Source organism: Vibrio nigripulchritudo ATCC 27043, assembly GCF_000222685.1.
GTDB lineage: Bacteria > Pseudomonadota > Gammaproteobacteria > Enterobacterales > Vibrionaceae > Vibrio > Vibrio nigripulchritudo.
In genome coordinates this window covers 1-13237 of the sequence record NZ_AFWJ01000041.1, presented here as the reverse complement: position 1 = coordinate 13237, position 13237 = coordinate 1, and the positions used below count along the sequence as shown (strand labels likewise).

Annotated in this window: 10 protein-coding genes; 8 read left to right on the top strand and 2 right to left on the bottom strand. The window is 42.4% G+C overall.

Translation table 11 applies throughout. The features are described 5' to 3' along the window. From RH89_RS29855 to RH89_RS05475, 5 genes are all read left to right on the top strand, one after another. Nucleotides 1-436, top strand: a 436-nt coding sequence (locus tag RH89_RS29855; protein WP_004400067.1) for a hypothetical protein, incomplete at its 5' end; no start/stop codon positions are given. 5 nt (nt 437-441) lie between these two features. Continuing rightward, nucleotides 442-1716, top strand: a complete 1275-nt coding sequence (locus tag RH89_RS05490) for an ABC1 kinase family protein (protein ID WP_004400066.1) — start codon at nt 442-444, stop codon at nt 1714-1716. Between the two features lie 11 nt (nt 1717-1727). Continuing rightward, on the top strand, nt 1728-2108 hold the full coding sequence (locus RH89_RS05485) for a hypothetical protein (protein WP_004400064.1): 381 nt from the start codon (nt 1728-1730) through the stop codon (nt 2106-2108). A 306-nt stretch (nt 2109-2414) separates the two neighbouring features. Continuing rightward, complete coding sequence (locus RH89_RS05480) at nt 2415-4403, top strand: c-type cytochrome (RefSeq protein WP_045962638.1); 1989 nt, start codon at nt 2415-2417, stop codon at nt 4401-4403. Then, nucleotides 4403-5617 carry a catalase family protein gene (locus tag RH89_RS05475; protein ID WP_004400061.1) on the top strand — a complete coding sequence of 405 codons (1215 nt, stop codon included), beginning with the start codon at nt 4403-4405 and terminating at the stop codon, nt 5615-5617. Before RH89_RS05480 ends, RH89_RS05475 begins: the two co-directional genes overlap by 1 nt. A 69-nt stretch (nt 5618-5686) precedes the next feature. On the opposite strand, the gene RH89_RS05470 is transcribed toward RH89_RS05475, so the two are convergent. Both RH89_RS05470 and RH89_RS05465 read right to left on the bottom strand, forming a co-directional pair. Continuing rightward, the gene (locus RH89_RS05470) at nt 5687-7486 is read right to left on the bottom strand and encodes a sensor domain-containing diguanylate cyclase (protein ID WP_004400060.1); all 1800 of its coding nucleotides are present in this window, start codon (nt 7484-7486) and stop codon (nt 5687-5689) included. Between the two features lie 672 nt (nt 7487-8158). Beyond that, nucleotides 8159-10354: a serine/threonine-protein kinase gene (locus RH89_RS05465; RefSeq protein ID WP_004400059.1), complete on the bottom strand. Its 2196-nt coding sequence runs from the start codon at nt 10352-10354 to the stop codon at nt 8159-8161. Nucleotides 10355-10663: 309 nt separating this feature from the next. On the opposite strand from RH89_RS05465, the gene tagH reads away from it, so the two are divergent. From tagH to tssK, 3 genes are all read left to right on the top strand, one after another. Further along, the gene (tagH, locus tag RH89_RS05460; protein ID WP_004400058.1) at nt 10664-12043 is read left to right on the top strand and encodes a type VI secretion system-associated FHA domain protein TagH; all 1380 of its coding nucleotides are present in this window, start codon (nt 10664-10666) and stop codon (nt 12041-12043) included. A gap of 4 nt (nt 12044-12047) precedes the next feature. Beyond that, nucleotides 12048-12509, top strand: a complete 462-nt coding sequence (gene tssJ, locus RH89_RS05455) for a type VI secretion system lipoprotein TssJ (RefSeq protein ID WP_004400057.1) — start codon at nt 12048-12050, stop codon at nt 12507-12509. Between the two features lie 29 nt (nt 12510-12538). Continuing rightward, nucleotides 12539-13237: type VI secretion system baseplate subunit TssK (gene tssK, locus RH89_RS05450; protein ID WP_038145073.1), on the top strand; the 699-nt coding region annotated here is incomplete at its 3' end.

Genomic DNA, 13237 nt, shown 5'->3' with positions numbered 1-13237 from the left:
CAACCTGAGTTTACTTCTGTCGAATCGCGAATTTGTTTCAGAAGCATTCGATCTGGCTTATTTATCTCCATTAGCAAAATTTGGCTCAATGGCACCAATCAGAGCCAAGGTGTCCGAAACATTTGAAGGATATTTGCATTTAGCCTACGAGAATGAAGAACTCGAACCGCAAGCTGGAAGCAGCTTTCTCCCATCCTTATTCTGGGACTACTATGTTGGAATTCTGGCTTACTGGCTTAAAGACGACAGCGAAGACTTCACGCAAACCACGCAATTGATTGATCTTAGTCTGGCGTTTGCTATGTCGGTTCTGGAAAGTGGCGTGTTGAATCGTGCTGGGGACATGGTTTCATTTCTATTCCGTCATCATCTGTTCTCTGGTTTTGACTATCTGACCAAAGCGATGAGTACAGTCAGAACCATTAAACGGAGATAGCCATTATGACGGATATTCCAACGGGGAAAATTGGTCGAAGCTCTGTTGTTGTTCAGGCAGTGGTTCGGGCTGGATCCAAGAAAGTTTCTCAAAAGGCGAAAAAGCTGATCGGTTTGAATAACGATTCGGGCACTTCAAGTGATGAACTGGTTGATCAGGAAGTGGCAGAAATATTATTTAGAGCGTTAACCAAACTTCGTGGTACTGGCTTAAAAGTCGCTCAGATGCTTTGCATGAATCAGGTTCATGTACCTGAATCGATTCGAAAAGAGTTAAGTAAGTCTTGCTATCAGGTACCTGGAATCAACCGTGCTCTCGTCAGAAAAATCATCCATAGTCAGTTTGGTCAGTACCCAGAAACATTGTTTGCATCGTTTGAAAATACGCCTTTTGCAGCGGCAAGTTTGGGGCAGGTTCACCTTGCGAAAGACCGCGATGGCAATAAACTAGCTGTAAAAATTCAATATCCGGGAATAGACCAGACCATTCGTTCAGATATGGCTACATTACGCCAGTTATTAAAACTTTTGCCTAGCGAATACAACTTCAAACAGTCTTTGCCTCATATAGAAAAAAGCTTACTTGAAGAAGTCGATTACCTTCATGAATTAAAGCAAACGCAGTTTTTCTCGTCACTGAAGATCGATGGCGTTGGGGTAGCGAGACCTGTAGAAGAATTCTGCACAGCAAAAGTACTAACCACCCATTATGTTGAGGGGATGCATTTAGATGAATGGCTGGCCACACAACCAAGTCAGAAAAATATAAATTTAGTGTGTCAGCGTTTGTTAACGCTCTTTGTGGAAACGCTTCGCAGTGGGCAACGTTTTCATTCCGATCCGAACATAGGCAACTTCCTAATATCAGAAGATCAAACTATTCAACTTCTGGATTTTGGTAGCACATTTCCTATCGACAGAGAAACGGCAGACGGGTTTCTTTCAATGTTGAAAGACTATCAGTCACAAAATCTTTCTGAAGTTAAAAAGTGGGTTGGTCACTTTTATCTATCTGGTGTGAATACCGAGAGACTTGATGGCTTTGAAGAACGCTTTAAAGAGTTTGTTGCCTGGAAATCAAGATTACTGAGTGATAAAGGGTTCTGCTTTAAATCTAATCCCGGTTATATGGAGCAGGGGATGACCATAGCCTTTCATGCACATCATGATGAAAAAATGCCTTTCAATCCGAGAGGAGATGTTCTTTTTTATGAACGGGTTTTGTATGGGTATTTACAAATTTTTCAGCGTGCAAACGCTCAAATTACGTTTCAATTGTAAGGGATGAATTTATGGCTATTGCAAATTATTGGTGGTTAGCTTCAGGAGCCGCTGCAATTTTCTGTGCGTTTGTTCATTTAATTGCGGGGCATTACGATCCGGTAAGACCATTTATGGCGACCGAAATGAAAACATCGGTAAAAAGTGTAATGTATGCATGCTGGCATATGGTCACCATCGTTTTATTTTCTACTGGTTTCTGGCTTATTTTGTCTGCATTTGACCGAGATAAGTCTTTAAGCGTTGGCTTTATTTCTGTTCAATACATTCTTTTTGCATTTTTATTTTTGTGGATTTCCTGGCGCTGGAAATTACCAAACCTTTGGCTCTCTCTTCCTCAGTGGATTTTGCTTCTACCTGTAGGTTTATTGGGATTGGCGGGAGTTTTGTAAGCAATTAATTGATAGTCCCTGAGCTGTATGTGTAAATACTAGCCAATCATACGGTTAATTCGATATTCAGATCTCCTTTTAGAGGTAAAAATCTGGGTATTTTAATAATGTTTATTAACATTGTTGAATTAGAGTGTTTACAAATGTCAGGAAGACGCTGTGCAATTAGAAAAAACAGTTCAGTGGCTGATTTTACCATTTCAATGGTTTTTTAAGGCGTTACTCACTGCACTAAAAGCAATATTCAGAGCAATAATTACAATTATATTAAAAGTTTATCGATGGGCGAAAGGTATAATAATCGCTTTGTGGAACTTATGGTTATCTCTTGGACCGAAATGGTTCCGGGTAACATTATTTTCTGTCGTTATTGTTTCTTTCCTTTACTTTCAGATTAAATCTTTTTTAGCGCCTAATCTGACAGTAGAAACCGTTAATGAAGTTCACTATTTAAACAGTGGTTGGACTGATAAAGACAGAGAGACGTACTACTTCACCCCTCAAGGTACTGAGCTACTTGGCTTAGAATACAACTGGCTTGTGAATCTTGAGCTGCCTTTTTCTAAAGACATGCTGGCAAGCACAGACAATATGCGAGGGTGGGGGTTTATCGTTGACCCAGGCCAGCAGCCTACCATTATGAACCCGGGTAATTTGCCTGTTGGTTTTGGTCGGCACATCGATCCAAAAACACAGCGGGAAAAATTAGACATCACCTGCGCAGCGTGTCATACCGGAGAGCTTCACTATCAAGGAAAAGCTATGCGGGTTGATGGTGGTCAGGCACTTCACAGTATCTCTAGTATCAAAACCGGCGAGTTCATTGTATCGCTCGGTGCTTCAGTCTTTCTAACCTATGTCGACCCATTTAAGTTCAACCGTTTTGCAGACAGGGTAGTTGGGGAGGATATGGATAAACGCATGAAGCTTAGAAAAGATTTGCGTGCGTTTATTGAAAAAGGTCTGAGCTTCGCAAATTCTGCGGGGAATCCATCTTTATATCCAGTTGAAGAAGGACGTGGTCGTACCGATGCCGTAGGTAGGATTGCAAATGTGGTATTTGGCTATGACATTGATGAACCTTCCAACCTGACGATTGCGAATGCGCCTGTCAGTTATCCTTTTTTGTGGGATATGTGGCGATTTGACTGGGTTCAGTATACAGGATTTACCAATCAGCCAATGGCAAGAAACATCGGGGAAAGTTTGGGGGTTCTCGCGCCGATAAAGTTGGTGAATGAAAACGGAGAACTTCTGACTTCTGATGAGTTTGGTGAAACCGTGATTGATTTGCCGGGAATGCACTGCATTGAGGGGAAGCTAAGAACACTCGAACCGCCTAAATGGCCAGAGCATATTCTTGGAGACATTGACATTGCCATGGCACGAGATGGAAAAGATCTGTTTGCCAAGAACTGCCAGTTTTGTCACGGTCCGCACCGAAGCGAGTCTTACCAATGGCCTGTAGCATCGCACGAAGGTGCTAACCCGGCTCACCAAATTGATGTGAACTGGGAGTGGGATATGGATGGGGATATCACATATGTAGCAGGTCGAGCAATACGCCAGGACTGGCGTGAAGTTGTCTGGGCGTTGCCTTGGATTGATATCGACACTATTGGTACTGATGCGACCGCTGCGAACAACTACATGGACCACAAATACGATGCCAGTAAGATAATTCCAGATTCAGAGCCAGTTAATGCGGGTGATGGATTACAGATTCTACTCAATCGCCTTATTCCAAAGCTCTATCAGGATGAACACATCGATAAGTCACTGATACCCGAATACGACGGTCTTAACATTCCATTTAGAATTGTGAACAAAAGGGCTTATAAAGCCAGGCCTCTGCATGGTGTGTGGGCTACACCACCATATCTTCACAATGGGTCAGTACCAACCGTTTATCACATGATTTCACCGCAAAGTGAGAGACCTCAGGAATTCTATGTTGGCAATCGAGAATACGATCCTATTCGTTTGGGATACGCGACTGACATCAAGCAAGGTGCGTTTCTTCATGACACTCGTATCGAAGGTAATGGGAACCACGGGCATTTATTCACTGATGCAGACGTTAAAGGACGAATTGGAAAACTTCTGACCGTTAAAGAAAGAATGAAGTTGCTGGAATACATCAAAGTCATGGGCAACCCAGATTTTGACGTTGCACTAGGCGGTGACCCTCAAAACTGGAATCAATACGTCGAAGCTCCGTACTTTGAATCAGAGCAGCTTGCTTGTGAATCTCGCTTTGAGTCTGCGAAAAGTCATCCACTGGAGGTACATTAATGAACAAGTTAACGACCTTGAGTGTAAGTGTTTTCGCCGCTCTATTCGGGTTTAAAGCACAAGCGCTTGATGAAACGGCGCTCGAAATGGGAATGTCACAACCAGAGTACGATGCCGTTCAGTCGTCGATTCTAAGCGCGAGAGAAATATCTCGGAGAGCAGAGGAATACAACGGAAGACCCTACCGGCGAGACGCTCATGCTAAAGCGACTGGATGCGTGAGAGCGACCTTTACAGTCAACCCCGATATTCCTTCGAGGTTTAAAGCTAGCCTGTTTGAGCATGAAGGACATCAGTATCCCGCTTGGATTCGGTTTTCTAATGGTGACATGCTGGTTCAGGCAGATAAGAAAGGTGATGCCCGGGGGATGGCGGTTAAGGTGATGAATGTTCCTGGAGACCCAATTGCGCCTGAGCTTGGCGCGTCCGGCAATCAGGATTTCATCATGACCAACGTTCCGGCCTTTTTTAATCGCAATATTTTTGATTATGCCAAGGACATGCTTTTCCTGGCAAAGTTTGAACGTACTAAATGGTTCATCAGCATATTTCCACCACGGTTTCATCCGAAACAGTTCTATCGGGCGATACAGACCGTATCGACAGTGATTGATACCCCATTGGATGCTCAGTATTTTTCAATGCTCCCTTATCAGCTAGGGAAGAATACCATCAAGTTTTCGACCAAACCTTGCAAAGGAATGACATTTCCAGGAAAAGTCGACCGCTCACCCGAAAATTACCTCAATACCCAACTCCAGGAGCAGCTTTTAATTGACGGAGCATGCTTTGATTTTATGGTTCAGGAAAAAGTGACGGGCAAATACATGCCAATCGATGATGCGACGGTGATATGGTCAGAGAAAGCATCGCCATTTGTTCCTATTGCCACGATTCACATTCCACCTCAGTTGATTAACAGCCCTGAACAAACAGAGTTTTGTGAGAATGTTTCAATGAACCCCTGGAGGGCAGTAGATGGTTGGGAGCCTTTAGGCAGCTTAAATCGTGCCCGAAGGTTGGTCTATAAAGCCGTCTCAGATTATCGCCATATGATGAATAAAGTTCCGACTCCCGAGCCCACTTCGTGGTGTTTAAAAGAAGAACAGACGGAAGCATGTAAAACGGAGAGGCTGATAGAAACAACGCCAAACTGGCCGTTTAAGCGTGATTTTGATTACTTAGCCAGACCATTAGGTGATGAGGCTTATTGAGTATAATAAAAAAAGAGGAGCAGGTAACTGCTCCTCTTTGCTTTCCTGTAGAGTGTCGCAACCCTTTTACTAGGCGACGACAACCTTGTTCCGACCCGAGTACTTAGCGCGATACAAAGCTTTATCGGCGTTAGTGATCAACTGATCAATGTGCTTCTCGTGGTCTAATACTGAAATCCCAACGCTGGTGGTAAATCTAACCTGCCTTTCACCATTATCGATAGATATATTTTCTATTGTGCTTCTGAGAAATTCTGCAATATCCATCGCCATGACCTGATCGCCGTGGAATGCCATACAGAACTCTTCTCCACCGAGTCGACCGAAGATGGCATTGTCGGGAATGTTCCCTGAAATAGTACTCGCGAACAGTTTCAGTGCTTTATCTCCGGTTGAATGACCATATCTGTCATTTATTTCTTTGAAGTGGTCGAGATCAAACATGATGACCGCCAATGGTTTGGATTCCAGTAAGCTTTTGTCGAAAGACTCTTCAGCGAGCTTCATAAAGTTACGTCGGTTACTGATTCCAGTCAGCGGGTCTGTACGTGCTTCAATTTCCGCTCGTTGTTTCTCTTGCTCCAGTGCGTGAGTACGCTCGGAAACCAGCATTTCCAGTTCGTACTTAGCTCGCTCAAGTTGGCGTCGGTAAAGTGTTTCTGCGTTGTCTTTTCTTCTTCTGAGTTGAAGTAATCGAATGCCCATTGCAATAAGAATGACTGCCATTTCACCAAAGGAAGCAAAGACAGGCCAGTAATAGGTGAAGAAGTTATGTTCGACATAACCCAAATCTCGCATCGCTTGTGCAAATAAACCGCCAACCAGAATACCCCAGGCGACCGTATAGATTGCGGAAACTATGGAGCCTTGGATCCAGCGAATGATGCCTGCAATCGCAAGGAACGGATAAAGGAGTAGGGCGATGGTCATGAAAATGACCGCAAGGGCTGTCTCACGAAATACTGCGGCTAACGCCAGGAAAAGTGTATTGAGTATCATGAACTTCAATACCCAATCTAACTTTGGTGTCTTTTCCCTGGTTTGTAACATGGAACGTACAAAAATGATTCCGGTCATAATGGACAATGCTCCACCCAGAGACATTAGGTTCCAGTGAAAGTTATCCTGTAACACAAACATGTGTGTAAAGCCGAGAATCGTTGGCCACGTAAGGGTTTTTGCTATGGCGTAGACGCCATAAGCCATGTAAACGCGATCATTGGATGCACTACCCACAACAAAGGATGTTAATGCCATAAGCAATAAACTGCCCACACCAATAGAGATCAGTGCAACTTCAACAGACTGCGCGTAGTTGAGCTTTTGAGGGTTCCATATTCTCAGGTCAGGAAAAACGTAACCCTGACCGTCAGAGCCATAACGGAAAAGATACTGATAAGTTTGGTTTGGCTCCAGCGTAACAGGCACCACAAACCTTTGGTGTGGAATCAGTCGCTCTGAAAAAGAGTCACCAAGGAATAAGCTTGCCAGCATTTCATAGTTGTTTTCCGCGACAGAGCGTTGATACGCATCGAGGTAAATCAACTGATGATCGATGTATTCAAGATGAACCGTGATAGCGGTGTTGGTGGTGTTGGTGAGAGCAAAGATGCTCCAGAAAGCACCGGGCTGTAGCCCAGTGGAACCTTTGGTACTAAGAGGTTTAAACTCTTGGTTACGAAAAGCTTTAACAGCATCGTTTAATTTTGCTTCCCCCGAAGCGTCGTGCCATAAAAGATAGCGACCTGTAATTCGCTTTCCTTCTTCGTCCCCTGAAACCTCAATAGGAAAGACTGAGGCGGAAGCACCAAATGATACTAAAAGCTGCAACAGAAACATTGCAAAGATGCCAAAAGAGCTCGGCAACATCCTTGATTCTATATTTGTCATTAAAATGCATTGGCACTCAAAGAGCACCTTCCTCATCCCATTTTTCGCTTTAAAAAACAACTTAGCGTTTTTTTGTCTTATTTTAGAGAAACCGACGTCGCAAGTATATTGATAGTTATAATAATATCGAATTGCTTAGAAAGTCATACAAAATTACTCGATTGGCTCAAGTTTAACTTACTAAAAGCTCATCAAGATATAGAGTTCTCACTAATGATACAAATCTAAAGAGTAAAATGACCTACACATTTCACAGTTTGATTGAGTTAGCACATAACTTTAGACGAATTTTTTAAAAAACGATTGCCCAGAGACGGCGTTGCGTTCAATGAAACATCAAAATTTTGAAGTCATTCCACTGATAATTTTCACTTTTGAGAAGGTTTATAAAAACAGAGGCATATCAGTCAATTTTCGCACTAGATACAATTGGTTTACATAATTAGCTTGATTGATTAACTATAGGGCACGCTTATTTGGGATTTATGTCTAATAAATTTGTTTTATGATGCTTTCTATTAAATTGTAAATTGAATCAACATATCACTTTAAAGTTGGGCAATATTTATCTTAATAAACAAAAAGCCAGCTTCCACAAGGAAGCTGGCTTTGATTTATTGCAATCGTATCGAAAGCTTTTAGTTGGCTCTGTTATCCGCCTTGTTTAGATAATTCTACTTTTTGAAGTAGATCGTTTGCTTTCTTCATCGCCGCGCGGGCTTGAGACGCCTTACGTTTGTTCAGCAAAATGTCGGACAATTCGAGGTAACGGTTTGCGGTTTCTGAGCGAATTTTAGCGACATCCCGGAAATCAGAAGGTACTTTGCTCGCGAAATTATCAATATTGTCAACTAAGCTATCAAGCTCCTTAATGGTATTAGAGCCTTCTAGTGTAGTTCTAAGTGCTGACAACTCTTCGCCATACAGTACACGCGCCGCCTCATATGGGTAGGTCGCAGACTGCCCTGAATTCACAGCCAATTGATAAGTGCTGAGTGCGCTGATAGCACTGGACATTTTGTTGCCCTGAACAAGCAGTGTTTTATGTTCCTCTACGCTATCAAACAAAGTATTACCAACGGTGATAAGTTCAGCGAGAGTCACTGTATCTTTTTCTTTCAATGCAGTGTCAAACTTGGAACCGAATACCTCATTAGCCAGTGAAGAAGGCTTAAATTGATAGTCGGAATTAATGGTTTGCAGATCGAGATACAGGGTGAACACATTGTCTTTACTGTCCGATTTACTGTAGCGACCTTTCTCAAGGTGGGTATTAATTCTCTGGGCAAGTACCGACAGCGTAGACAGCTTACTCGAACGAATATCGGCGGCAATGGTTTCAAGCTCGTGAGAATCAGGGTAGTACTTCTTAGCGTCTTCCAGAACTTTCTCAATAGAGTAGTAGTTTGGATACGAACTTTCTCTGTCATTCAGAATTTCATCAATTCGGGTTTCAAACTCTGAAATGATGGCTTCTTTGTGATGACGAAGTAATCCCTGAGAGATAACAGCATGATGAGTAGGTTGTGCATCGATCATAGCGAGCACGTCGGAGAACGGGGTATCGAGCAATGCGTTTTGGGCATCAATTTGCTGTTCTAATGCAGCAATGTGAGTTTTGTGGGTGTCGATTTCGGAGCTCATTTGTGAGTAGCCATAACCGAGCATTCCGACCAGACCCAATATAGCTACACCTGCTGCAATGGCTGGTGTGTAGTTCTTATGCAGGAACTCTTTTATCTTTTCTGCTGAATCAAGTTTTGGTTCTGAGCTTAGGTCTAGATAGTCATTAAGCGCCTTCCACTTAGACGCAGGAATGTTGGTAGGCTTCTTCGCTTTCAACCCTTCTTTTAACGCAATGTTCGCTGGTTTGCGTCCATAAGGGTGTTTGCAGCTAAGCAGTTCGTATGCGATGCAAGCAAACGCGAATAGATCGTCCGTGTGTTTTGGATCGGAACCATTAATCAGGTTAATTGACGCATAGTTTGGCGTGTAACCACCCACGTTGTCGTTACTTTCTTTTCTTGCTGCAGCATATTGATCTTGCTTGAGTTTGAAAGTCTTTGATACGCCAAAATCAAATATCTTAATTTGCCCATCAGAGTTGAGCATGATGTTCGCCGGCTTCAAATCAGCGTGAACAATATCTTGGTGATGGGCGTAGTGCAGTGCATCCAAGATTTGGTCAAGAACGGCGAGCGCTTTGGTGTATTGCAAACCGGATGGACGGGAACGCTGAATTAATTGTTCCAGTGTTTCTCCATCAAGGTATTCCATTACCAGATAGTAAATCTGCTGATCAACGCCAAAGTCGAAAACGCGGATAATATTGGGGTGACTTAGCTTTTGAGTGTTCTGAGCCTCGCGAATCAGCATGCGGGCTGTTTCCGGCTGATTTACATACTCTTTTTGCAATATCTTCAGTGCCACGTATGGAGATTCGGAGCCAGAAGATTCGAGTACCTTATCTTTTGCCCGATACACATCGCATAGACCGCCATGTCCAATTAATGATTCGAGTTTGTATCTTCCCTTAACCAACGTGCCTACTAAGCTCTCGGCGTTTGAGGTTGCGTTACCTGGATTAGTGGCTTTTTTTGCAACTGATGCTGGTGGCTGAGTAGGAGACTTAGACTGTGCTTCTACTGGCTCTTCAGCAGGCTTTGGTTTTGCTGTTCCGGGTGCTTTGGTTTTTTCCTTTGAGGAAACTGGTTTTTTAGGCTCTGCTTTTTTCTCTTCAGGTTTATCAGCGGGTGCTGCAGTTTTGCGCTCAATTTTCACGATTTGAGTGCGATCACCATCTTGTGGTTTGGTTGGCTCTTTAGGGGGAAGATTATCTTTTGACATTTAGCGAACTCCAAGTTGAATGTCAGTAAGGTTAGGCACCCAGCAATTTGAAACAATTAGTAGGAATTAAAGTTTCGGCTTAGATAACAATCAAACGAAATTTGGTGAAGTAAATATTTTTTAAAATTTGATCTGCGCTGTATAAATCATTTTTCGTTGCAAAATATATTTCAAATTAAAAGCCAATTTAATCATAGTTCAGGCTAATTTTAGTGACGCTCTATTGTTATATTTATCATTGATAAAATAGTAAATTAGTTACTTCTATTAATAACGTTAGAATTTATATAATGTTGGCTTGAGGTTATTATGGGAATCGTGCTGTCTATTAACAGCTTTCATAAGTTTACATCTGAGATTCAGAGTGAGTTTGAATTTAATGATAATAATGTAAATGATTCAGTTAAATTCGGTCGCTCAGATAGCTGTGACTGGACATTGCCTGATCCAGAACGAGTTGTATCAAGTGTTCATGGTGAACTTATTCGCTTTGGTGGCGATTATTTAATAAGAGATTTATCAACAAACGGACTATTCTTAAATAGGTCGGTAACACCTGTTGGTAATGGCAATGAAATTAAGCTTAATGATAATGATATAATTACATTTGGTGAGTACGAAATTCTGGTTGAGTTAAAGAATTCTGGTGAAACGACCATTCACCCTCATCAGGAAGTCAACGCAAGTGACGTATTTAATCAAATTCCCAACGATGATTTTAATGCGCCAACTGGGTTTAATAATCACACCCAAGACCACAATTTTGCCAGCGACTTATCTTCGAATTTGCAGAGCAATCCTGTGTTCGAAAGCGATATCGGGCTAACTGACGATTTCTTTAACTTGCAAGAAACACATGTTACAGACGATCTGGTAGCAGATACTCCTCCTCAACCCGCACAGCCACAGGTTGCGCCAGATTTTATTCCTGAGCCACCTCCACAGCAACACGTACAGCCACAAGCACACAATGAACCTGCTCAGGCAACGGTTGCAACACCACGAGTAGAGCGCCCATCGCCGGGCAGAGCTGCTCCTCAAGCTCAGATAGAAAAACCACAAGTAAATCAACCGAGTCAAGCGGCAAAACCTCAGGTGGCGGGTGATACTTCAGGAGAAATGGACGCGTTTCTGAGTGGTTTGGGAATCACACGAAATATGGTCCCAGCTCAACACTCAGAAGAGTGGTTTAAGCAACTCGGTGAATCATTTGCGCTGTTGCTAGGTGGATTGATGGATACGCTTCATCACAGAGCAGAATTTAAACAGACAAATCGCTTGAATCACACCGCATTCCAAAGGCATGAAAATAACCCACTTAAATTTTCTGCAAACCTGGAAGACGCGATCCACAACCTCTACAACCGTAATACTGCGAGTTTTTTAGCACCACAGCACGCTATTCAAGAAGCCTTTGATGACATTGAGAAACACGAAAAAGCGTTAATGCTGGGTGTAGATGGCGCAGTACGTGGTGTTATGGGATTATTGAATCCAGATTATATTTCCACAATGAATGCGGGTGACGGTGTATTAGAGAAAATAATACCGGGTAAAACCCAAGCTAATTTCTGGAAAAACTACGAGAGACAATATTCAGATTTGTCCAATGAACTTGAAGAAAGTTCCACTCCATTCTATTTAGAAGACTTCGCTAAATCTTACGAAATGGCTTTGAAAAAAGGTTGAGAAAATGAAACAAAAAACAAAATTATCAATAATGGGGCTATTATTTGCATTCGTTCTGGCAGGATGCTCAGTAGCTAACTATGTTGTACCAGCGTATTCAACGCTTGAATTTGAGGTTAGCAATAAGGCAAACCCAGATTTAAATGGTCGACCTTCTCCCGTAGTCATTCACGTGTACGAATTAACGTCAAATACGTTATTTGAAAGCCAAGATTTCTTTTCTCTGTATGAAGAACCTGAAGAAGTTTTAGGTCCTGATCTAATTGCTAAGCAAGAATTTACTTTTGCTCCTGGTAGCACTGAGCTATATGAAGTAAGCATGAAGCCTGAAGTGGAATATGTCGGTGTTATTGCAGCTTACAGAGATATTGAAAATGCAAACTGGCGAAAAGTAATTCCAGTAGACAAAACGGGTTATGAAAAACACAAGTTACTTATTGGTGAATTGTCCATAGCTGTTAAATAAATTGTTGTACGAATAGGTTTACTAATTTAATGAGTGATTTTTCTCCCATCGCATGGTGTGAGGGTATGTTTTTGCGCCCTCAACATTTTCAGCAGCAAGAGCGAGCGATTAATTTTGAATCCAAGGAAATCCAGCAATTGCTGTCGCCGTATTCCTGGGGTGTTTCTTTAATTAAGTTTAACCAGGCGCTGCTTAAAGAAGGTCAACTTCATCTAGAGCAATGTCAGGCAATCATGCCCGATATGACCTTGGTTAATGTACCGGTTAAAGACAATGCGCCGAAACCTTTAATGGTGGATTCAGAAACCAAAGACACCTACATTTCTCTCGCTATTCCCGCTGACAAGGTGAATGGTCAGAACATCGCATCCGACTCAGAAGAGTTGGTTACTCGCTATATATATTCTGATCAATCTGTCACGGACAATGTCACTGGACACGACGAAGAAATCCTTCAGCTTGCTTCCTTGCGAGTTCAGTTGAAAGTCACCAATGACAAACTTCCAGGTTACCATTCCATTAGAGTTGCCAAAATTAAGGAAGTCACGACGGAAGGAGAAGTTCTGCTTGATCAGGACTTCATCCCACCTTCGTTAAATGCGAACAAGAACGAAACCATTCATAAGTATCTCAACAACATTGTTGCAATGATTAAAATCCGTGCCGATGCTCTTGCTCAAAGATTAGGGCAGGGGAAATCGGCATCAGCATCGGCTGTTGATTTTGTC